23 protein-coding genes are annotated in these 19,626 nt (G+C 71.9%); 7 read left to right on the forward strand and 16 right to left on the reverse strand.

All coding sequences use genetic code 11. The annotated features are described in order from the left end of the window. Positions 1-142: 142 nt before the first annotated feature. The 4 genes from EDD93_RS05670 to EDD93_RS05685 are packed head-to-tail and all read left to right on the forward strand — an operon-like array spanning position 143 to position 4,385. Complete coding sequence (locus EDD93_RS05670; RefSeq protein ID WP_123524139.1) at positions 143-1,471, forward strand: ABC transporter substrate-binding protein; 1,329 nt, start codon at positions 143-145, stop codon at positions 1,469-1,471. Further along, a complete protein-coding gene (locus EDD93_RS05675) occupies positions 1,468-2,406 on the forward strand; it encodes a carbohydrate ABC transporter permease (RefSeq protein ID WP_123524140.1) in 939 nt (312 codons plus the stop codon). The genes EDD93_RS05670 and EDD93_RS05675 overlap by 4 nt, the downstream gene beginning before the upstream one ends. Then, complete coding sequence (locus tag EDD93_RS05680; protein WP_398902947.1) at positions 2,403-3,332, forward strand: carbohydrate ABC transporter permease; 930 nt, start codon at positions 2,403-2,405, stop codon at positions 3,330-3,332. The genes EDD93_RS05675 and EDD93_RS05680 overlap by 4 nt, the downstream gene beginning before the upstream one ends. Positions 3,333-3,356: 24 nt before the next feature. Beyond that, positions 3,357-4,385: a hydroxyacid dehydrogenase gene (locus EDD93_RS05685; RefSeq protein WP_123524141.1), complete on the forward strand. Its 1,029-nt coding sequence runs from the start codon at positions 3,357-3,359 to the stop codon at positions 4,383-4,385. 320 nt (positions 4,386-4,705) lie between these two features. Here the strand turns inward: EDD93_RS05685 and groL are convergent, their stop codons facing one another. The 4 genes from groL to EDD93_RS05705 all read right to left on the reverse strand — a co-directional run bounded on the left by groL (position 4,706) and on the right by EDD93_RS05705 (position 8,284). Beyond that, positions 4,706-6,328 (reverse strand): chaperonin GroEL, encoded by a 1,623-nt coding sequence (groL, locus tag EDD93_RS05690; protein WP_123524142.1) that lies wholly within the window; start codon positions 6,326-6,328, stop codon positions 4,706-4,708. A gap of 104 nt (positions 6,329-6,432) precedes the next feature. Next, a complete protein-coding gene (gene groES, locus EDD93_RS05695; protein WP_024490209.1) occupies positions 6,433-6,741 on the reverse strand; it encodes a co-chaperone GroES in 309 nt (102 codons plus the stop codon). A gap of 149 nt (positions 6,742-6,890) precedes the next feature. After that, complete coding sequence (locus EDD93_RS40100) at positions 6,891-7,280, reverse strand: hypothetical protein (RefSeq protein ID WP_260255954.1); 390 nt, start codon at positions 7,278-7,280, stop codon at positions 6,891-6,893. Then, positions 7,277-8,284: a polysaccharide deacetylase family protein gene (locus tag EDD93_RS05705; protein WP_123524143.1), complete on the reverse strand. Its 1,008-nt coding sequence runs from the start codon at positions 8,282-8,284 to the stop codon at positions 7,277-7,279. The genes EDD93_RS40100 and EDD93_RS05705 overlap by 4 nt, the downstream gene beginning before the upstream one ends. Before the next feature lie 115 nt (positions 8,285-8,399). On the opposite strand from EDD93_RS05705, the gene EDD93_RS05710 reads away from it, so the two are divergent. Beyond that, positions 8,400-9,692, forward strand: a complete 1,293-nt coding sequence (locus EDD93_RS05710; RefSeq protein ID WP_123524144.1) for a THUMP-like domain-containing protein — start codon at positions 8,400-8,402, stop codon at positions 9,690-9,692. Between the two features lie 36 nt (positions 9,693-9,728). Here the strand turns inward: EDD93_RS05710 and EDD93_RS05715 are convergent, their stop codons facing one another. From EDD93_RS05715 to EDD93_RS05735, 5 genes are all read right to left on the reverse strand, one after another. Beyond that, complete coding sequence (locus tag EDD93_RS05715; RefSeq protein WP_123524145.1) at positions 9,729-10,094, reverse strand: hypothetical protein; 366 nt, start codon at positions 10,092-10,094, stop codon at positions 9,729-9,731. 69 nt (positions 10,095-10,163) lie between these two features. Then, positions 10,164-10,829, reverse strand: coding sequence for a hypothetical protein (locus EDD93_RS05720; protein ID WP_123524146.1), 666 nt, complete (start codon positions 10,827-10,829; stop codon positions 10,164-10,166). Positions 10,830-10,894: 65 nt separating this feature from the next. Further along, positions 10,895-11,365, reverse strand: a complete 471-nt coding sequence (locus EDD93_RS05725) for a VOC family protein (protein ID WP_123524147.1) — start codon at positions 11,363-11,365, stop codon at positions 10,895-10,897. Between the two features lie 64 nt (positions 11,366-11,429). Then, a complete protein-coding gene (locus tag EDD93_RS05730; RefSeq protein ID WP_123524148.1) occupies positions 11,430-12,698 on the reverse strand; it encodes an RNA polymerase sigma factor in 1,269 nt (422 codons plus the stop codon). A gap of 102 nt (positions 12,699-12,800) precedes the next feature. Then, positions 12,801-13,157, reverse strand: a complete 357-nt coding sequence (locus tag EDD93_RS05735) for a YciI family protein (protein WP_123524149.1) — start codon at positions 13,155-13,157, stop codon at positions 12,801-12,803. A 209-nt stretch (positions 13,158-13,366) separates the two neighbouring features. On the opposite strand from EDD93_RS05735, the gene EDD93_RS05740 reads away from it, so the two are divergent. Further along, positions 13,367-14,074, forward strand: a complete 708-nt coding sequence (locus EDD93_RS05740) for a TetR/AcrR family transcriptional regulator (protein ID WP_260255632.1) — start codon at positions 13,367-13,369, stop codon at positions 14,072-14,074. Here EDD93_RS05740 and EDD93_RS05745 read toward each other — a convergent pair. Genes EDD93_RS05745 through tsaB form a run of 4 tightly spaced genes read right to left on the reverse strand, consistent with a single transcriptional unit; the run spans position 14,019 to position 16,563 of the window. Beyond that, on the reverse strand, positions 14,019-14,297 hold the full coding sequence (locus tag EDD93_RS05745; protein ID WP_123524150.1) for a hypothetical protein: 279 nt from the start codon (positions 14,295-14,297) through the stop codon (positions 14,019-14,021). The genes EDD93_RS05740 and EDD93_RS05745 overlap by 56 nt on opposite strands. Then, the gene (gene tsaD / locus EDD93_RS05750; RefSeq protein WP_123524151.1) at positions 14,294-15,403 is read right to left on the reverse strand and encodes a tRNA (adenosine(37)-N6)-threonylcarbamoyltransferase complex transferase subunit TsaD; all 1,110 of its coding nucleotides are present in this window, start codon (positions 15,401-15,403) and stop codon (positions 14,294-14,296) included. Before tsaD ends, EDD93_RS05745 begins: the two co-directional genes overlap by 4 nt. A gap of 3 nt (positions 15,404-15,406) precedes the next feature. Continuing rightward, complete coding sequence (gene rimI, locus EDD93_RS05755) at positions 15,407-15,919, reverse strand: ribosomal protein S18-alanine N-acetyltransferase (RefSeq protein ID WP_123524152.1); 513 nt, start codon at positions 15,917-15,919, stop codon at positions 15,407-15,409. Beyond that, entirely contained in the window at positions 15,916-16,563 is a 648-nt protein-coding gene (gene tsaB, locus EDD93_RS05760) for a tRNA (adenosine(37)-N6)-threonylcarbamoyltransferase complex dimerization subunit type 1 TsaB (RefSeq protein ID WP_123524153.1), read from the reverse strand. Before tsaB ends, rimI begins: the two co-directional genes overlap by 4 nt. 185 nt (positions 16,564-16,748) lie before the next feature. Here tsaB and EDD93_RS05765 point away from each other — a divergent pair, with 185 nt between their 5' ends. Next, entirely contained in the window at positions 16,749-17,282 is a 534-nt protein-coding gene (locus tag EDD93_RS05765; RefSeq protein ID WP_123524154.1) for a L,D-transpeptidase, read from the forward strand. Between the two features lie 103 nt (positions 17,283-17,385). Here the strand turns inward: EDD93_RS05765 and EDD93_RS05770 are convergent, their stop codons facing one another. The 3 genes from EDD93_RS05770 to EDD93_RS05780 all read right to left on the reverse strand — a co-directional run bounded on the left by EDD93_RS05770 (position 17,386) and on the right by EDD93_RS05780 (position 19,502). Then, positions 17,386-17,583 (reverse strand): hypothetical protein, encoded by a 198-nt coding sequence (locus EDD93_RS05770; RefSeq protein ID WP_123524155.1) that lies wholly within the window; start codon positions 17,581-17,583, stop codon positions 17,386-17,388. A 127-nt stretch (positions 17,584-17,710) separates the two neighbouring features. Next, positions 17,711-18,289, reverse strand: coding sequence for a tRNA (adenosine(37)-N6)-threonylcarbamoyltransferase complex ATPase subunit type 1 TsaE (tsaE, locus tag EDD93_RS05775; protein WP_123524156.1), 579 nt, complete (start codon positions 18,287-18,289; stop codon positions 17,711-17,713). Beyond that, positions 18,255-19,502 (reverse strand): alpha/beta fold hydrolase, encoded by a 1,248-nt coding sequence (locus EDD93_RS05780; protein ID WP_123524157.1) that lies wholly within the window; start codon positions 19,500-19,502, stop codon positions 18,255-18,257. Before EDD93_RS05780 ends, tsaE begins: the two co-directional genes overlap by 35 nt. Positions 19,503-19,626: the final 124 nt, after the last annotated feature.

The following is a 19,626-nucleotide window of genomic DNA, read 5'->3' on the forward strand; positions in this document are numbered from 1 at the left end:
CCCGTTCGCGGCAATTCAGCCCATTCACCGCCTCCCCGTTCGATCATTTTTCGATCATTCAATCTTTCGCTCTTGACTTCGCTCACCGCAGATCGAAACATCACGGCGAATGCCTGTTCCCGCACGTACAGGAGCTGTTCCCGTGAGCCGCAGTTGGTCCCGTCCCATCCATGCACTGGTCGGCGCTGCCACCGCCCTCGCCGTCCTGACGGCGTGCGGCAGCGCCGACGACTCCCCCGCCCGTGGCACCGCCGAGCACCCCGTGACCGTCTCCTTCTGGGCATGGACCAAGGGCTCGCAGGAGGTCGTGGACGCGTTCAACGCGACCCACGACACGATCAAGGTCGAGTTCGAGGAGATACCGTCCGGCGGTCTCGGCGGCTATCCGAAGATCGCCAACGCGGTGAAGGCGGGCATCGCCCCCGACCTGCTCTCGATCGAGTACCCGCAGCTCTCCGCGTTCGTCAGCCAGGGCTCGCTGCAGGACATCAGCGGCTACCTCACCGACGACATCAAGAAGAAGTTCCTGCCGCAGACCATCGAGATGACGACGCTCGGCGGCAAGAACTGGGCGGTGCCGTTCGACGCGGCGCCCCAGGTCTTCTACTACCGCAAGGACTTCTTCACCGAGCACCACATCGCGCTGCCGAAGACCTGGGACGACTTCCGGGCCGCGGCCGCCGACGTCAAGAAGGCCTCGCCGAAGACCAGGATCGCCACGTTCTTCCCGGACGACCCGACGTTCTTCCAGGCGATGGCCTGGCAGGCCGGCGCCCAGTGGTTCAGCGCCGGCAAGGACGCCTGGAAGATCGACACCACCGACCCCGCGTCGAAGCGGACCGCCGAGTACTGGCAGGGGCTCATCGACGACGGCCTGGTGAGCACCGCCTCCTCGTTCAGCCCGGAGTGGACCAGCTCCCTGAAGCAGGGCAACACGGTCGGCTACCTCGGCGCCTCCTGGAGCGCCGGCGTGCTCGCGGGCATCGTCCCCGAGGAGAAGGGCAAGTGGGCGGCCCTGCCGCTGCCCAGCTGGGAGGCCGACAAGCCCGCCAGCGGGATGATCGGCGGCTCCACCTTCGCCGTGAGCAAGAACAGTCACAAGGCGGCGGCCGCCGTCGAGTTCGCGCTGTGGATGTCCACCCACGAGGACGCCATCAGGGCCCGGATCGGCGCGAGCACGTCGAGCGCGCTGCCCGCGTCCCCGGCCATGGTGCCGATCGCCCGCAAGGCCTTCGACACCAGCTTCTACGGGGGCCAGGACCTGTACGGCCTGTTCACCGAGGCGGGTGCCTCGATCGGGCCCGACTGGGTGTGGGGCCCCAGCCCCGGTGCCACCAACTCCGCACTCGGCGACGAACTCGGTGAGGTCGTCGGCGGCAGCTCCACCCTGCCGCAAGCGATCAAGACCGCCCATGACGCCACTGTCGCCGATCTCAAGAAGCGCGGCCTGAAGGTCGAGGAGCCCTCATGAGCACGCCTCCCACGTCCGGTGCCCGCCCCGGCGGGCTGAGCGCGAAGGCCCGTACCCGGATCGCGGCCGGTACCTTCCTCACGCCGTTCTTCGTCCTGTTCACCGCCGCGATGATCATCCCGGTCTGTTACGCGCTCTGGCTGAGCCTGTTCACCGAGAAGCAGTCCGGGCTCGGCTTCGACGGCCCCCGCACGGTCTTCGACGGGCTCGGCAACTACGCCTCCGCCCTCGGGGACCAGGCGTTCCGCGACGGCTTCTGGGTGCTCCTGGGCTACTGCGCCTTCTACATCCCGCTGATGGCCGGCGGCGCGATCGTGCTGGCGCTGCTGCTGGACACCGCGCTGGCCCGCGCCCGGCGCTTCTTCCAGCTGGCGTTCTTCCTGCCGCACGCCATCCCCGGGCTGATCGCCGCGCTGATCTGGATCTACCTGTACACGCCGCAGCTCAGCCCCGTCGTCAAGGCGATGGAGTCGGGCGGCATCGGCTTCGACTTCTTCTCGTCCCAGGGCACGCTGCCCTCCATCGTCAACATCGCGCTGTGGGAGTGGCTCGGCTACAACGTGGTGATCTTCTACGCCGCGCTGCAGGCCGTCGACCGCTCCCTGCTGGAGGCCGCGACCGTGGACGGCGCGGGGAACTGGCGGATCGCCTTCTCCATCAAGCTCCCGCTGATCCGCTCCTCGCTGGTGATGGTGCTCCTCTTCACGATCATCGGCTCGCTCCAGCTGTTCACCGAGCCGCTGATCCTCAACCGGGGCTCCGGCTCGGCCGTCACCAGCACCTGGACCCCGAACATGTACGCCTACAGCGCCGCGTTCGAGCGCAACGACTACGGCCTCGCCGCGGCGGCCTCCGTGCTCATCGCCCTCGTCGCCGCCGTCCTCTCCTTCGTCGTCACCCGCTTCACCAACAACCGCAAGGAGGCACGGGCATGACCTCCCCCGTCATGGTCGATCCGGCCGCCCCGACCCGCACCCCCGCTCGCGCCGAGGGCCGTGCCCCCGTCGCCGCGGGCGGGGCCCGGTCCAGCCGCTGGCTGTCGAAGGGCGCGGTCAACGGCGTGCTGGTCATCGCCGCCGTGTACACGCTGTTCCCGCTGATCTGGCTGGTCACCGCGGCCACCAAGGACGCCGGGAACCTGCTGGGCGGTGACGTCTTCTCCTTCGAGGGCTTCAACCTCGGCGGCAACCTCTCCGCCCTTTCCACCTACCAGGACGGCGTCTACTTCCGCTGGTACGGCAACTCCCTGCTGTACGCGGGGATCGGGGCGCTCGGCTGCTCGCTGATCAGCGTCGCCGCGGGGTACGCCTTCGACAAGTACCGCTTCCGCGGCAAGGAGAAGCTGTTCGCGCTCGTCCTGCTGGGCGTGCTGCTGCCCTCGACCGCGCTCTCCCTGCCGCTCTACCTGCTGGCCGTGAAGACCGGGACCGTCAACACCTACTGGGCGGTGCTGATCCCGTCCCTGGTCAACCCCTTCGGTGTCTATCTCGCCCGGATCTTCAGCGCGGGCTACATACCGGACGAGGTCCTGGAGGCCGCCCGGATCGACGGGGCGGGCGAGATGCGCACCTTCTGGTCGGTGGGTCTGCGCATGGTCATGCCGGGGTTCGTGACCGTGTTCCTCTTCCAGTTCACCGCGATCTGGAACAACTTCTTCCTCCCCCTGGTCATGCTCTCGGACAAGAAGCTCTATCCGCTGAGCCTCGGCCTCTACAACTGGCACAGCACCGCCAACGCCGACCCCACCTTCTATCCGATGGTCGTCACCGGATCCCTCCTCGCCGTCGCTCCGCTGATCATCGCCTTCATCACCCTGCAACGTCACTGGAAGGCCGGTCTCACCGCCGGCAGCGTCAAGTGACATCCGAGGAGCCCGAGTTCCACCATGCACCACACCACTGACACCCGGCCCGCCGCACTCCTGGCGATGGGGTCCGGCATCGTCGAACGGCTGCTCACGCCCGGTCAGCGGGACCGGCTGACCGGCCTCGTCCGCATCGATCCGGATCTCGTCGCCCACCAGCTGCCCGACGCCTCCCCGCAGGTCGCCGCCGCGCTGGCCGAGGCCGAGGTCCTGTTCACCTGCTGGGGCGCGCCCCGGCTCACCGAGGAGGTCCTGGCGGCCGCGCCCCGGCTGCGCGCGGTCGTCCACGCCGCCGGCAGCGTCAAGCACCACATCACCGACGCGTGCTGGGAGCGCGGCATCCAGGTCACCTCGGTGGCGGCCGCGAACGCCCGGCCGGTGGCCGAGTACACGCTGGCCGCGATCCTCTTCGCGGGCAAGAACGTGCTGGGCAGCGCCCGCCGCTACCGGGAGCTGCGGGCCGCGCACGACTGGCGCGAGGAGCTCGACGGCTGGGGCAACCACGGCCGCACGGTGGGCATCGTCGGCGCGTCCCGGACCGGGCGCCGCGTCATCGAGCTGCTGCGGCCGTTCGACTTCGAGGTCCTGCTGTACGACCCGTACCTGGAACCGGCGGCGGCCACCCGGCTCGGCGTGGAGCCGGTCCCGCTCGACGAGCTCTGCGCCCGCAGCGGGATCGTCTCCGTCCACGCGCCGGAGCTCCCGGCCACCCGCAGGCTGATCGGCGCCGCCCAGCTGGCGGCCATGCCGGACGGCTCGACCCTGATCAACACCGCACGCGGTTCGCTCATCGACGAGCCCGCGCTGGTGACGGAACTGGTACGGGGACGGCTGCACGCCGTCCTGGATGTGACGGCCCCCGACCTGCCGCCGGAGACCTCGCCGCTCTACGACCTGCCGAACGTGCTGCTGACCCCGCACATCGCGGGCTCGCTCGGCAATGAGCTGCACCGGATGGCGGACCAGGCCCTGGACGAGCTGGAACGCTTCGCCGCCGGCCGCCCGTTCGCGGACCCGGTCCACGGGGACGCGCTCCCGCGCTCGGCGTAGTCGACCACGCTCGGGCCCCTCCGACGCGTTCGGGATCGCCGGGCAAGATCCAGCCCCTCCGGCGATTGAGGAGCGGGGGGCCGGGGGCAGCGTCCCCGGGGCTCCGCCCCGGACCCCGCGCCTCAAACGCCGGCGAGGCTGGATCTTGCCCGCCCGAGAGGCCGGTTTCGCCGACCCGAGCCGGAAGAAGCCACCGGCAGTGCCGGTTTCGCCGACCGGGGCCGGGCACGCAGCCGCAAGGCTGGATCTTGCCCCGGACACGCGAAAGGCCCGGCCCCCTCAGGGGACCGGGCCTCACCGCTTGCGCGGAGAGCTACGCGCTAGTGCGAGTGACCGTGGCCGTGACCGGCCTCGGCCTCTTCCTCGGCCGGCTTCTCGACGACCAGGGTCTCGGTCGTGAGCAGCAGCGACGCGATGGACGCGGCGTTCTCCAGGGCGGAGCGGGTGACCTTGACCGGGTCGATGACGCCGGCCTTGACCAGGTCGCCGTACTCGCCGGTCGCGGCGTTGAAGCCCTGGCCCTTGTCGAGCTCGGCGACCTTCGAGGTGATGACGTAGCCCTCGAGGCCCGCGTTCTCCGCGATCCAGCGGAGCGGCTCGACGGCGGCGCGGCGCACGACCGCGACACCAGTGGCCTCGTCGCCGGTCTTGTCGAGGTTGCCCTCGAGGACCTTGACGGCGTGGACGAGAGCGGAGCCACCACCGGAGACGATGCCCTCCTCGACCGCGGCGCGGGTCGCGGAGATGGCGTCCTCCAGACGGTGCTTCTTCTCCTTGAGCTCCACCTCGGTGGCCGCACCGACGCGGATCACGCAGACCCCGCCGGCCAGCTTCGCCAGGCGCTCCTGGAGCTTCTCGCGGTCCCAGTCCGAGTCCGTGGACTCGATCTCGGCCTTGATCTGGTTGACGCGGCCGGTGACCTCGTCGGACTTGCCGCCACCGTCGACGATGGTGGTGTCGTCCTTGGAGACGGTCACGCGGCGGGCGGTGCCCAGCACGTCCAGACCGGCCTGGTCGAGCTTGAGGCCGACCTCCTCGGCGATGACGGTCGCACCGGTGAGGGTGGCGATGTCGCCGAGCATGGCCTTGCGGCGGTCACCGAAGCCCGGGGCCTTCACCGCGACGGCGTTGAAGGTGCCGCGGATCTTGTTGACGACCAGGGTCGACAGGGCCTCGCCCTCGACGTCCTCGGCGATGATCAGCAGCGGCTTGGAGGCACCGGCCTGGATGACCTTCTCCAGGAGCGGCAGCAGCTCCTGGATCGAGCCGATCTTGCCCTGGTGGATCAGGATGTACGGGTCGTCGAGGACGGCCTCCATACGCTCCTGGTCGGTCACCATGTACGGGGACAGGTAGCCCTTGTCGAAGGCCATGCCCTCGGTGAACTCAAGGTCCAGACCGAAGGTGTTGGACTCCTCGACGGTGATGACACCGTCCTTGCCGACCTTGTCCATCGCGTCCGCGATGAGGTCGCCGACCTGGCTGTCCTGCGCGGAGAGCGCGGCCACGGCGGCGATGTCGGACTTGTCGTCGATCGGGCGGGCGGTCGCGAGGAGCTCCTCGGACACGGCCTTGACCGCGGCGTCGATGCCCTTCTTCAGGGCGGCCGGGGACGCGCCCGCGGCCACGTTGCGCAGGCCCTCGCGGACGAGCGCCTGGGCGAGGACGGTGGCGGTGGTCGTACCGTCACCCGCTACGTCGTTGGTCTTGGTCGCCACCTCCTTCACCAGCTGGGCACCGAGGTTCTCGTACGGGTCGTCCAGCTCGACCTCGCGCGCGATGGTGACACCGTCGTTGGTGATGGTGGGCGCACCGAACTTCTTGTCGATGACGACGTTGCGGCCCTTGGGGCCGATCGTCACCTTCACCGTGTCGGCAAGCTTGTTGACGCCGCGCTCGAGGGCGCGACGGGCGTCCTCGTCGAACTTCAGGATCTTCGCCATGGAGCTGAACTGTCCTCTCAAAAACACGAACTGCGCCCCTCGCCGCCCGGCTAGTTATTTCGCAGGGGGCCAGGGGCGCAGAACATAAGCAAACGTCGGGTGAATTACTTCTCGATGATCGCGAGCACGTCGCGGGCCGAGAGGACGAGGTACTCCTCGCCGTTGTACTTCACCTCGGTGCCGCCGTACTTGCTGTACAGAACGACATCGCCGGTCTTGACGTCGAGCGGAAGACGCTCGCCGTTCTCGAAGCGGCCCGGCCCCACGGCCAGGACGACGCCCTCCTGGGGCTTCTCCTTGGCGGTGTCCGGGATGACCAGGCCGGAGGCCGTGGTCTGCTCGGCATCGAGCGGCTGGACCACAATGCGGTCCTCGAGCGGCTTGATCGCAACCTTGGTGCTGGTCGACACGATCCGGTCTCCCCCTTCGGAGATCTCACGGGGTTAACAGTCTTTGGGTGGCGACCAGATGGGCCCGTCGTCGCGGGTGCCGGACCTGCCGGTCGCACAGTACTGCTGGCACTCTCCAGTGGGGAGTGCCAGCACTGAGACTATGGCCGCGATTAGCACTCGGTCAAGCGGAGTGCCAATTCACGCCCCTCGTGGCGTCCATGACGGACGACGCCGCGCCCCGGACCGGCCGGAACCGCGCCCTCCCGCAGGACAACGCTCCGCCCGCCCGTACCGTTCCGGCCCTCTCCCCCGGGCGGCCCCGCCGCCCGCCCGCAGGAGACGACGACCAGCGCCCCGGGCGCCCCGTGGTCGCCCCGCACCGCCGCGGCGCGCGACCCCGCCGGTCGCGCGGCCGGCCGGCTCGGCGGCGGGTTCACCCGCTGCGCGGCCTTGCGGCCGAGCCGTTCGATCGGGTCCACCGACTGCGCACAGCCGGTGGAGGCGGTCAGGAGCGCACCGGCGGCCAGCAGTCCGGCCAGCAGCCGGTGCGCCCCTCTCATACGTAGTCCTCCAGCCGGGCCACGGCGTATCCCTTGTCCGTGATGACCTTCATGACGGCCCTGACCAGGTCGGGCATGGAGCCCTTCCAGTCCTTCTCGCCGCGGAAGTGCGTGAGGATGATGTCTCCGGGGTGCAGGTCCTGGTCCTCCTCCCGCCACTCCATGTGGTCGGGGAAGGCCTCCTCCGACCACAGGGGCACGGCGGTGATGCCGCAGGACTTGGCGATCCGCAGGGTGTCGCCGTTGTAGTTGCCGTACGGCGGCCGGAAGAGCCGGGGGCGCTCGCCGAACTGCTTCTCGATGATGTCCTGCTGGTCGCAGATCTCCTGCTTCTGCTCGTCGTAGGAGAGACCGGGCAGATAGCGGTGGTTGAGCGTGTGGTTGCTGAGGGTGACGCCACGGGCCTGCGCGTCCTTGAAGTACCCGTAGTCGTCGCGCACCAGGTAGTCGCTGAGGAAGGCGCTGTACGGGATGTTCAGGTCCGACATCATCCGCAGCAGCTCGGGGTCCTTGTCGTCCCCGTCGTCCATCGTCAGGAAGACGATCTTCTCCTTGGTCGGGACGTTGGTGAAGACCGGCGGCAGCGAGTCGTCACCGCCCTCGACCTCGAAGCCCTTGCGGGTGGTGATGTGCGGCTTCACCGCGGGCGGGAGGGGCGCAGCCAGCGGAGTGCCCGCCAGGCCCCACTTCTTGGCGGCGACCGCGCGGGCCGCCTGGGCGAGGCGCGCCTTCTCGGCCTGGGCGGCGCGGGTGCCCGCCGCGCCCGCGTTGCCGGCCGGGCCGCCCGGCTGCCCGGCGAGGGCCTTGGTCCCCTGCTCCGGGGCCCCGGCGGTGGTGCGGCTGTCGGTGCCGGCCGCGCAGCCGGAGCCGACCGCGGCGACCAGGAGTGCGGCCAGGACCGCGTAGCCGGGCCGGCGCCGCAGGTATCCCCGCCCGCGCCCGGCCGCGCCCCGTCGCTGCTCCTGCTGACCCTGCGTCGCCTGTACCGGTCTGCGCCTGTTCATAGTAGATTCTTCCTTTTGTCGTACAAGCTGCATGGCGCCGCATACTGCCAGTACGTGATCGGGCTCCCGGGCCGACACCGCCGCCGGACCCGCCCGGTCCCCCGGCTGGCTCACAATGGGGCAGGTGAACGCTCTCGCCCCGACCGGCCCGCCCGACGACCCCGGCCAGCCCGACGCGTCCGGCACGTCCGGCGCCCCCGACCCGTCCGGCCCCCTCGCCGGCTTCCTGGCCCTGCGCACCCCCGAGGGCGCCGAGCTGCTGGCCGGGCTGCGCGCGTACGACCCCGCCACCGAACTCGCCACCGCCACCCGGCTGCGCCGCACCCACCCGGCCGGCCTCGTCTCGGCGGCGCTGGGGCAGGCCCGGCTGCGGCAGCGGGCCGTGGCGAAGTTCGGCGCCGAGGACGCGCACCGGATGTTCTTCACGCCCGACGGGGTGGAGCAGGCGACCCGCTCCTCGGTGGCGGCCCACCGCGCCGCACGGTTCGCGGGCACCGGCGTGCGCAGCGTCGCCGACCTCTGCTGCGGGATCGGCAGCGACGCCATCGCGCTGGCCCGTGCCGGGATCCGCGTCCTCGCCGTGGACCGCGACCCGCTGACCGCCGAGGTGGCGAGGGCCAACGCGGCCGCGCTCGGCCTGGGCGCGCTGATCGAGGTGCGGTGCGCCGATGTCACGGAGATCGACGCCTCGCCCTACGACGCGGTGTTCGTCGACCCGGCCCGCCGGGGCGGCCGGGGCCGGATCTTCGACCCGGAGGCCTACTCCCCGCCGCTGTCCTGGGCGACCGCCGCCGCGCTGAGGGCCCCGAGGGCGGCGCTGAAGATCGCCCCCGGCGTTCCGCACGAGGCGATCGGCCCGCAGGCGGAGGCCGAGTGGATCTCGGACGGCGGCGACGTGAAGGAGACGGTGCTCTGGTTCGGCGAGGGCTTCGAGGCCGGCTCGTACCGCGCCACCCTGCTCCCGTCGGGCGCCACCCTGTCGGCCCCGGCCGCACTGCCCGCCCCGCCGGTCGGGCCGGTGGGCCGGTACCTGTACGAGCCGGACGGCGCGGTGATCCGGGCCCATCTGGTCGCGGACATCGTGCAACGGTGCGGCGGCCGGCTGATCGACGGGATGATCGCGTACGTCACGAGCGACGAGCTGTACGACTCCCCGTACACCGCCGGGTACGAGATCACCGATCAGCTGCCGTTCAACATGAAGCGGCTGAAGGCGCTGCTGCGGGAGCGGAAGGTCGGCGTCCTGACGGTCAAGAAGCGCGGCTCGCCGGTCGAACCGGAGGAGCTGCGAAAGAAGATGAAGCTCCAGGGCCCGAACCGGGCCACCGTCTTCCTGACCCGGGTCGCGGACGCCCCGACGATGCTGATCGGCCACCCCGTGACCGGCCCGGAGGCAGGCCTGGCCTGACGGCGGGTGCCGCCGGCGGCCCCCCGCCAGGCGGCCCTATCCGAGGTCGGTCAGCTCGTCGGCGTACACCTGCGAAAGCGGCTGCGGGCCCACGTACTGCTGGCAGTTGCACTGCCCCGACTCGAAGCGGACCGGCTTCTTCTGCTCGTCCCAGGCGGTCGGCACCTCGACCAGCTCATGGCACTTGCCCTGCTTGTCGTGCTTGGCGAGGTGGTGCGTGCAGCCGCAGACCGGCTCCGGCGGCTTGTGCGCCGCCTCGACGGCCAGCCGTTCCCGCTTGCCGGCCTCCAGCAGTTCCAGCCTGCGCTCGTGCCGATTGCGCAGCGCCGTACGGGCGTTGTCGGCCAGCCAGCCGAATCCGCCCGTCCAGAAGATGATCAGCAGCCACCAGTACCACTCCATGACACGCCCTCCCCCTGAGTCCTGCGCACACGCGCCGTTCTCGTGTACGCGCCAAGGATAGGACCGGAGTCAGCGGTGCGCCCCGCCTCCGGAGGAGACCAGCGTGGCGGGCGCGGGCGCCCCGATCAGCACCCTGATCACCCAACGCCGGTGCAGGAGCGCCTTGGTGACGCCGATCAGGCCGATGAGCCAGCCGACGAGGCCGAGTCCCATGATGAGGGCCATCAGGCCGTAGGTGTCGTGGCCCCGGACCGCTCCGGCCGGAACGGCGACGCACGCGTACAGCCCGCACGCGCAGAGCAGGAAGGAGACCAGCAGCCAGACCAGGCTGGTCCCGGGCAGCCGGAGCGCGCGGTCGGCCGCCGGCTCACGGTCCAACTCGCCCCACTGCGCCAGCAGTCGGCGGATCAGTACGTCACGGCGCAGCCCGACGACGACCAGGATGACGGCCGGCACCAGGCAGCACACGCCCAGGACGAGGAGGACCAGGCCGATGATGGCGCTGATGACGTCGTAGGACTCCTCGAAGGTGATGAACGCCGTGCTGATCAGCGACCAGCCGAGGGCGCCGAGCGCACCCCAGAGCCACAGCAGCCCGAGCCGCCCGGGGCCCAGGTGCATCTTCACCAACTCGCCCAGAAGCAGGGCCCGGTCGGCGAGCAGCGCTCCCCGGTCGGGCCAGGTGCGTATCTCCACGGGCGGCGGGGGCGGGGGCAGCGCTGAACGGCGGGACATGGGCGAGACCCTACCGAGTCCGCCGGGTTCCGCGGGCCCGGACCGCCGCCCCCGTGCCGGCCGGCTCAGGCGTTGCGCAGGGCCTCGATGTCGAGCCGCTTCATGCCGAGCATCGCCTTCATCGCGCGGGCCGCCTTCTCCGGGTCCGGGTCGGTCAGGGCGTCACCGAGGCCGGGCGGGATGATCTGCCAGGAGACGCCGAACCGGTCCTTGAGCCAGCCGCACTGGCTCTCCTGTCCGCCGTCCGCGGTGAGCTTGTCCCACAGCTCGTCCGCCTCCTCCTGCGAGGCGCATTCCACGGAGAGGGACACGGCCTCGTTGAAGGGGAACTCGGGGCCGCCGTTGAACGCGATGTACTCGGTGCCCTCCAGCTGGAAGCGCACGGTCATCACGGCGCCCGCCTCGCCGGGTGCCGACGCCGTCCAGCGGGTCACGTCCAGGACCCGGGAGTCGCCGCCGATGACCGAGATGTAGTGGTCGGCGGCCTCCTCGGCCTGGTTGTGGTCGAACCACAGGAACGTGGTGATCTTCTGCATGGTCCTTCTCCTCACGCGGTGGTGCGGACGGTCGTGCAGGGTAGACCGGCCGCGGGGCCGGAACTCATCGGCCGCCGCGGTCCAGGTGTGCCGCCCGGTCCAGCAGCATCGCCCGTTCCCGTTGGTTACGGGTCAGCTCCGCCGCCCGTACGAACTCGGCGCGCGCCTCGTCCGTACGCCCCACCCTGACCAGCAGATCCCCCCGGACGCTCGGCAGCAAGTGGTACGCCTTGAGGGCCGGGTCGGCGGCCAGGGCGTCGGCCAGGGCCAGACCGGCCGCCGGGCCCTCGGCCATGGAGACGGCGACGGCGCGGTTGAGCTCGACGACGGGTGACGGGGTCAGGGCGGCGAGGCGGTCGTAGAGCGCCGCGATGGCGGCCCAGTCGGTGTCCTCGTACCGGGCCGCGCGGGCGTGGCAGGCGGCGATCGCGGCCTGCAGCGCGTACGGGCCCAGCGCCTGCCCCGCCGTGGCCGCCCCGGTGCCCGCGTTCCGGTCCGCCGCCCGGTTCGCGGTCTCGCTCGCCCGGAGCAGCGCGGCGAGGCCGCGGCGGATCAGCAGCCGGTCCCAGCGGGCCCGGTTCTGGTCGGCGAGCAGCACCGGCGCCCCGTCCGGCCCGGTCCTGGCGGTGGTGCGCGAGGCCTGGAGCTCCAGCAGCGCGGCCAGTCCGTGCACCTCGGGCTCCTGCGGCATCAGGCCGGCCAGCACCCGGGCCAGGCACAGCGCGTCCTCGCAGAGTCCCGGGCGCAGCCAGTCGTCCCCGGCGGTCGCGGCGTAGCCCTCGTTGAAGACGAGGTAGATGACCTCCAGCACCGATCCGAGCCGGGCCGCCCGCTCGGGGCCGTACGGCACCTCGAAGGGGACGGCGGCCCGGCCGAGCGTCCGTTTGGCCCGGACGATCCTCTGGGCGACGGCCGGCTCGGTGGCGAGGAAGGCGCGGGCGATCTCCTCGGTGGTGAGGCCGCCCAGCAGCCGCAGGGTGAGGGCGATCCGCGCCTCGGTGGAGAGCACCGGATGGCAGGAGGTGAAGATCAGCCGGAGCAGGTCGTCGTCGATGTCGTCCGGGTCGGCCGGGACGGGTTCCGGGGCGTGGCCCGGCCCGTCCGGGTCGCGGCCCATCTCGGCCAGCTTGCGGGCGTACGTCTCGCGGCGGCGCACCAGGTCGACGGCGCGGTGCCTGGCGGTGGCCATGAGCCAGGCTCCCGGGTTGTCCGGGACACCCGACTCCGGCCACTGCTCCAGCGCGGCGACCAGGGCGTCCTGCGCGAGCTCCTCCGCGATGCCGACGTCCCGCACGATCCGGGCGACTCCCGCGATGATCCGCGCGGACTCCATCCTGAACACCGTCTCAACCGCGCTCGCTGCCGTCACGGCCACCCATCAGAGCAGCCGCACCGGACCCCGGCAACCGAGGCCGGGCCGGTGGGGGGCGGTCGCTCAGGGTTCGTCGATGGCGCGGACCTCGCACGTGACGTTCCAGCTCTCCGGGTGGACCCGCAGGAAGCGCCGGGCCCATTCCAGCGCCTCCTCCTTGTCCTTGCACTGGAGGATGGCGTATCCGCCGACGACCTCCTTGGTCTCGGTGAACGGCCCGTCGGTGTAGCTGAGGGCGCCCCCGGACCAGTGGACGCGGGTGGACCCGGCGGTCGGGGCGAGCCCGGCGGTGTCCAGCATCACCCCGGCCTTGTTGATCTCCTCGAACAGGGCGGACACCCGTTCGTCGAAGCCGGGGTCGGGCTCGAATCCGGCGGCGGCCTGTTCGTCGAGACGGATGAGGGACATGAAGCGCGGCATGGTGGCTCCTCGGTCGGGAGGACGGGGGCTCTCCCCGGCTCTCACCCCTGCGTCGAACGGGACACGGCCGGATCGACACCTCCCGCGAAATTCTTCTGAGAATTCTCCGCAGCCGCCACCGGGATGCTCGAACCGCCCGCCCGTAACGCCGCCGCCCCCGCCCGGTCCTTCGGGTTCGGCCTCCGGGGCCGGGCGGGGACAATGGCCGGGTGCCAGGGACAGAGAAGAATCCGCCGGGGCCGAAGCGGTCCGTGGGGCGTCCGCGCCGGCTCGACCCGGACGCCATGGTCGCCACCGCGCGCCGCATCATCGAGGACGAGGGCCTGAGCGCCCTGAGCATGCGGCGGGTGGCGAAGGAGCTCGGCTCCACCCCGATGGCGCTCTACCACTACGTCCAGGACAAGGACGAGCTGCTGATGCTCACCCTGTCCGGGACGGCCGCCGCCTTCCCGCGCCCCGAGCTGCCCGCCGACCCGCGCGAGCGGCTGACCGCGGTCGCCGCGCACATGCACGGGATCCTCTCGCGGATCCCCTGGGTGCTCGACGTCCTGGCGCTGGGCGAGCTGACCGACCGCAACGCGCTGTGGATGGTCGAGGAGATCATCGACTGCGCGCTCGCCTGCGGCCTCTCCCCCGGGCGGGCGGTGCGCCTCTACCGGACGGTCTGGAGCTATGTCTACGGCGACCTGGTCTTCCGCCGGGCGGCCGCCAGGCGCGCCGAGCACCCGCCGGTCAAGAGGTACTTCCCCGACATGGTCACCGAGGAGGACGCGGCGGAGCTGCCCCGGCTCACCCAGATCAAGGACGACTGGCGCGCGTACGCCGCCGACTACGACGTGGTGGACGAACTCGACGCGATCATCACCGGTCTGCTGACCCGAGGGACTCGAAGCGCCAGCGGTGCACCGGCCGGGTGACGGTCCCCGCGTCCGGCTCGGGCAGCTCCGGCAGCTCGTCGCCGTACGCGCCCTCCCACCAGGTGATGACCAGGACCCGGTCCTGCGGGGCGCGCAGCAGCTCGCTGCGCAGCGGGGGCCGGGCCAGCTCGCCCGCACGGGCACGCGCCCACTCCAGCAGCTCCGCGCCCCGGCCTTCGGTCGCGCGGGCCTCCCACATCAGGGCGACGGTCGCGGCACTCATGAGTAGAGGTTGTCCTTGCTGATCTCGTGCACGTGATCGTGGGTGTGGCCGTGGCCGTGGGCGGTGCCCGGTACGTGGGGCTCGGTCACCGGCAGCGAGGAGTCGGCCGACAGCTCCAGGTCGGAGGGCGGCCGGTTGCGGGCCACCATCTCCGCGCCCAGGGCGGCGACCATCGCGCCGTTGTCGGTGCACAGGCCGGGGCGCGGCACCCGCAGCCGGATGCCGGCGCGCTCGCAGCGCTCCTGGGCGAGTGCCCGCAGCCGCGAGTTGGCCGCGACCCCGCCGCCGATCATCAGGTGGTCGACGCCCTCGTCCTTGCAGGCGCGGACGGCCTTGCGGGTGAGCACGTCCACCACGGCCTCCTGGAAGGACGCCGCCACGTCCCGTACCGGCACCTCCTCGCCGGCCGCGCGCTTCGCCTCGATCCACCGGGCGACGGAGGTCTTCAGGCCGGAGAAGGAGAAGTCGTACGCGGGGTCGCGCGAGCCGGTCAGACCGCGCGGGAACGCGATGGCCGCCGGGTCGCCCTCCCTCGCCAGGCGGTCGATGACCGGACCGCCGGGGAAGCCCAGGTGCAGCACCCGGGCGATCTTGTCGAAGGCCTCGCCCGCGGCGTCGTCGATGGTCGCGCCGAGCGGCCGTACGTCGTTGGTGATGTCGGGCGCCAGCAGCAGCGAGGAGTGCCCGCCGCTGACCAGCAGTGCCATCGTCGGCTCGGGCAGCGGGCCGTGCTCCAGCTGGTCGACGCAGATGTGCGAGGCGAGGTGGTTGACCCCGTACAGCGGCTTGTTCAGCGCGTACGCGTACGCCTTGGCCGCCGAGACGCCGACGAGCAGGGCGCCGGCCAGTCCGGGGCCCGCGGTGACGGAGATGCCGTCGAGGTCGCGGCCGCTGACCCCGGCCTCCTTCAGGGCGCGCTCGATGGTCGGGACCATCGCCTCCAGGTGCGCGCGGGAGGCGATCTCGGGGACGACGCCGCCGAAGCGGGCGTGCGTGTCGACGCTGGAGGCGACGGCGTCGGCGAGCAGCGTCGTCCCTCGGACGATGCCGACGCCGGTCTCGTCGCAGGAGGTCTCGATACCGAGTACGAGGGGTTCGTCAGCCATCAGTCAGATCTCTGTTTCCTGTGCGTGCCCCGGTACGTCTTCGTGTACGTGGAGGCGCATGACGAGTGCGTCGATGTTGCCCGGCTGGTAGTAGCCGCGGCGGAAGCCGATCGGTTCGAAGCCGAAGCGTTCGTACAGCTTCTGCGCCCGGGTGTTGTCGACCCGGACCTCGAGGAGCACCTCGGCGCACTCGAAGGCCGTGGCGTGCTTCAGCAGATCGGTCAGCAGCTCGGAGCCGAGGCCGCCGCCCCAGTGGTCGCGGGAGACGGCGATCGTCTGTACGTCCGCGAGGTCACCGGCCGCCGCCAGGCCCGCGTACCCGACGATCCGGCCGGTCGCCGGGTCCTCCGCGACCACGTAGCGGCGGGTCGCCTGCGGGCCGCGGGCGTGGGCCAGCTCGGACCAGAACATGCCGGGCGACCAGGCGTCGTCCGGGAACAGCTCGTGTTCGAGGTCGAGCACCGGGTCGATGTCCCACCAGCGCATCTCGCGCAGTGCAGCGGTCACGGCGCTCACTTCGGCGTGACCACCTTGTAGTTCTTCGGGACCTGCGCGTCGGGCCTGCGGAGGTAGAGCGGCCGGGGCGGCAGCATCCCGGCGCCCGAGGCGAGCCGTTCGGCGGCGAGGGCGGCCAGGGCGCCAGCCGCGAGGTGCTCGGGGCCGCGCGCGTCCGGGAACGCCTCGGGGTAGAGCACGGCGCCCGCGCCGACCACCGGAAGGCCCGCGAGCTGCCCGGCGATGTCGGCGGGCCGGTCGACGGCGGGTTCGCCGGTCCGGGTGCGGGGGTCCTCGTACCGCGCCCAGTAGACCTCCTTGCGGCGGGCGTCCGTCGCGACGGCGAACGGGCCCTCGATGCCGGCCTGTCCGGCGGCGTACGCGAGGCCGTCCAGGGTGCAGAGTCCGTGCACGGGCACGGAGAGCACCGATCCGAACGTCGCGGCCGTCACCAGGCCTACCCGCAGGCCGGTGTACGGGCCGGGGCCGACGCCCACGACCACGTCCGTGACGGCGTCGAGTTTCACCCCGGCCTCGGCGAGGACCCGGTCGACGGCGGGCAGCAGCAGCTCCCCGTGCCTCCGGGCGTCGACCTGAGCGGACTCGGCGACGACACGGGTCCCGTCGTGCAGGGCGACGGTGACGGCGGGGGTGGCGGTATCCATAGCGAGCAAGAGCACGCAAACAGCCTACGGCTCCGGCGCGGGGGCGACCGCGCCCCGTACGGCGTCCCGGCCCGGGGGGCCACGGCTGCTACCGTCACCGGGTATACGCGGAGTACGTGTAAACGCTTGTACGACAACCAACAGCGAAAGAGGCGCGCACGGTGTCAAGGGGCAGCTCGGGAATCGTGGTCGCGCTCACCGCGGCGGCCGTGGCCGCGGTGAGCTTCCTGGCCTACCAGGCGTCGGCGAACGCCCCCGACACCGTCGCCCCGAAGCCGAAGGCGTCCAGCAGTTCCCCGGCCGCCGGCCACGCCGAGCCGAAGCCGAAGAAGGACCCGCTCGCGGTGCCGGGCTCGTCGGGCACCGGGATGCGCGTGGTCTACGCGCTGGCCGACCGGCGGGTGTGGCTGGTGGACGCGAAGGGCAAGGCCTCGCGGACCTTCAAGGTCATGCCGAGCGCGGTCAGCGCGCTCCCCGGGACGTACCGGGTCACCTCGCGCTCCAACAGCGTGACCGGCTCCGACGGGGTACCGATCGAACACGTGGTGCGGTTCGCGACGACCAACGACGTGGCCATCGGCTTCAGCGCCGCGCAGGACGGCTCGATGGAGAGCCCGGACCCGACGCTGAAGGCGGGCGGTGTACGGATGTCCCGTGCGGACGGCGACGCGGTGTGGACGTTCGCCACGGTCGGCGCGAAGGTCGTCGTGATCCCGTAACCGGCTCAGCCGGCCGCTCCGGGCCGCGTCCGGTCACTCCTGGGCCGGCCGGGGATGGAGGACGTCCTCGCGCGCGCCCCAAACCGGCGCCCGGCTGACGTCCTCAGACGCCGGACGGCCCTGCGGTACCGGTCGGGCCGGACGTCCCCTGGTCGTCCGACGGGGCGGAAGCGGGACAGGCCGCCCCCGGGCGTTCCGCGTCCGGCGGTGTGGACACCGCGTTCGCCGCCGCCCCCGCCGCCAGCAGATCACTCATCGTTACCGCCCGCGGGGGCCGCACGTCACTCTCGGATGTCGGCATGGACGCCTCCTGGGCTCCGGTGGAAGGCACGGTTAGGCAGACCTAACCTGCTCTCGCCCTCCATGTCACCACGCATGCCCCGCCCCGCGCAACAATTTGCCGACACCGCGTCGGAAAGAGGCGTCGCTCAGGCCCCGGAAGGCTCGTCGTCCCCGTCCGTCACCCACGGTTCCCACGGCGCGAGACGCAGCCCCGCCCAGCGCGCGCCCACGCCCACCAGCGTCACCGCGCGCCGCTCGTCGTCCGTGTCGCCGACCGCGCGGTCGATCAGCACCTGGAGCCGGTCGTCCGCCAGCTCCTCGACCTTGCCGTCGCCCCACTCGACGACGACCACCGATTCCGGCAGCGACACATCGAGGTCCAGGTCCTCCATCTCGTCGAGCCCGCCGCCCAGCCGGTACGCGTCGACGTGGACCAGAGCCGGGCCGTCCCCCAGTGGCGGGTGGACGCGGGCGATCACGAACGTCGGGGACGTGACGGCGCCGCGCACCCCGAGGCCCTCACCGAGGCCGCGGGTCAGGGTGGTCTTGCCGGCTCCGAGTTCGCCGGTGAGCATCACGAGGTCGCCGGGGCGCAGCACGCCGGAGATCCGGCGGCCCAGGGCCTGCATCTGTTCGGGGGACTCGACGGCCAGCGTCACGCTGACGGTGCCGGACGCGTTCGCGGCGGTCTCAGCGGCCGCCGGGCTGTTGTGCGGTGCTTCCATGCCCGCCAACGTTAGAGGATTCCGGTACGGCTCCGGCCCGCACCAGCAGGTCGGCCAGCCGGTCGGTGACCGTCTCCGGGTGCTCCAGCATCACCAGGTGCCCGGCGTCCGGGACGATGACCAGCTCCGCGTCGGGCAGCCGGTCCGCGATCGCCTCGCTGTGCGAGCTGGGGGTCACCAGGTCCTTGTCCCCCGCCAGGATCAGCACCGGGACGTCCAGGAACAGGGGCAGTGCGGCGCTCTTGTCGTGCTCGGTGAAGGCCGGGTAGAACTCCGCGACCACATCGATCGGCGTGGACTCGATGAGGCGCTCGGCGAACCGCTCGACCGCCGGGTCCACGTCCCGTGAACCGAACGAGTACCGCTTGATGAGCCCCGCGAACAGGTCTGCGGTCGCCCGCCTGCCCCGCTCCACCAGCTCCGCCTGCGAGCCGAGCGCCTTCAGCACCCCGGGCAGCACCCGCCGCACCGCGTTCACGCCCGCCACCGGCAGCCCGAAGTTGACCTCCCCGAGCTTCCCGCTCGACGTGCCGACGAAGGCCACGGCGGCGACCCGGTCGCGCATCAGGGCCGGGTACTGGTCGGCGAACGCCATGATCGTCATGCCGCCCATCGAGTGCCCGACCAGCACCACGGGGCCCTCGGGCGCGGCCGCGTCGATGACGGCCTTGAGGTCGCGGCCGAGCTGGTCGATGCCGACGTGGACGCCCTGGGCCTGGGCCCGGCCGCGCTCCGAGCGGCCGTGGCTGCGCTGGTCCCAGTGGACGGTGCGCACCAGGCCGCGCAGGGCCGCGCGCTGGAAGTGCCAGGAGTCCTGGCTGAGGCAGTAGCCGTGGCTGAAGACGACCGTGACCGGGGCGGGGGCCTTGCGCCCGAAGAGGCGGCGCCTGCGCGGACCGGTGGCGTTGCCGGGGGGCGTGCCGCCGCTGCCGCCGCCGGGTTCGACCTCGTCGATCTCGTAGTACAGCTCGGTGCCGTCGTCGGCGGTCGCCCGGCCCGGCAGCCCGCGCAGCGAGCCGTACGGCCCGGTGGCGTCCAGCGCCAGCCGGGCCCGCTTGCGCATCCCCCGGCCGACCGTCAGGCGCTCGACCGCGACACCGGCGGCGGCGCCCGCCGCGATCACGCCTATGGCGGCCCCGGCGACCCCCGCCCGGCGCCAGCCGACCGTCGAAGCGGCCGTCGCCATCGCGTCCCCCGCGCTGATCTCGCTCACCGTGCCGCGCTCCTCGTGGGTCGTGTCGTTCGGGTCAGGGCCGGCCCGTTCACATCCGCTCCGATCACACCAGCTGCGTTCACATCAGCTGCGATCACATCAGCTCCGACCGGATCAGCCCCGG

Source organism: Streptomyces sp. 840.1, assembly GCF_003751445.1.
GTDB lineage: Bacteria > Actinomycetota > Actinomycetes > Streptomycetales > Streptomycetaceae > Streptomyces.

Excerpts from the sequence above, each read along its gene's own strand:
- EDD93_RS05675 (WP_123524140.1), top strand. The coding sequence starts at position 1,468 with ATGAGCACGCCTCCCACGTCCGGTGCCCGCCCCGGCGGGCTGAGCGCG.
- EDD93_RS05680 (WP_398902947.1), top strand. The coding sequence starts at position 2,403 with ATGACCTCCCCCGTCATGGTCGATCCGGCCGCCCCGACCCGCACCCCC.
- EDD93_RS05685 (WP_123524141.1), top strand. The coding sequence starts at position 3,357 with ATGCACCACACCACTGACACCCGGCCCGCCGCACTCCTGGCGATGGGG.
- groL (WP_123524142.1), bottom strand. The coding sequence starts at position 6,328 with ATGGCGAAGATCCTGAAGTTCGACGAGGACGCCCGTCGCGCCCTCGAG.
- EDD93_RS40100 (WP_260255954.1), bottom strand. The coding sequence starts at position 7,280 with ATGAGAGGGGCGCACCGGCTGCTGGCCGGACTGCTGGCCGCCGGTGCG.
- EDD93_RS05705 (WP_123524143.1), bottom strand. The coding sequence starts at position 8,284 with ATGAACAGGCGCAGACCGGTACAGGCGACGCAGGGTCAGCAGGAGCAG.
- EDD93_RS05710 (WP_123524144.1), top strand. The coding sequence starts at position 8,400 with ATGGGGCAGGTGAACGCTCTCGCCCCGACCGGCCCGCCCGACGACCCC.
- EDD93_RS05715 (WP_123524145.1), bottom strand. The coding sequence starts at position 10,094 with ATGGAGTGGTACTGGTGGCTGCTGATCATCTTCTGGACGGGCGGATTC.
- EDD93_RS05720 (WP_123524146.1), bottom strand. The coding sequence starts at position 10,829 with ATGTCCCGCCGTTCAGCGCTGCCCCCGCCCCCGCCGCCCGTGGAGATA.
- EDD93_RS05725 (WP_123524147.1), bottom strand. The coding sequence starts at position 11,365 with ATGCAGAAGATCACCACGTTCCTGTGGTTCGACCACAACCAGGCCGAG.
- EDD93_RS05730 (WP_123524148.1), bottom strand. The coding sequence starts at position 12,698 with ATGGAGTCCGCGCGGATCATCGCGGGAGTCGCCCGGATCGTGCGGGAC.
- EDD93_RS05735 (WP_123524149.1), bottom strand. The coding sequence starts at position 13,157 with ATGCCGCGCTTCATGTCCCTCATCCGTCTCGACGAACAGGCCGCCGCC.
- EDD93_RS05745 (WP_123524150.1), bottom strand. The coding sequence starts at position 14,297 with ATGAGTGCCGCGACCGTCGCCCTGATGTGGGAGGCCCGCGCGACCGAA.
- tsaD (WP_123524151.1), bottom strand. The coding sequence starts at position 15,403 with ATGGCTGACGAACCCCTCGTACTCGGTATCGAGACCTCCTGCGACGAG.
- tsaB (WP_123524153.1), bottom strand. The coding sequence starts at position 16,563 with ATGGATACCGCCACCCCCGCCGTCACCGTCGCCCTGCACGACGGGACC.
- EDD93_RS05770 (WP_123524155.1), bottom strand. The coding sequence starts at position 17,583 with ATGCCGACATCCGAGAGTGACGTGCGGCCCCCGCGGGCGGTAACGATG.
- tsaE (WP_123524156.1), bottom strand. The coding sequence starts at position 18,289 with ATGGAAGCACCGCACAACAGCCCGGCGGCCGCTGAGACCGCCGCGAAC.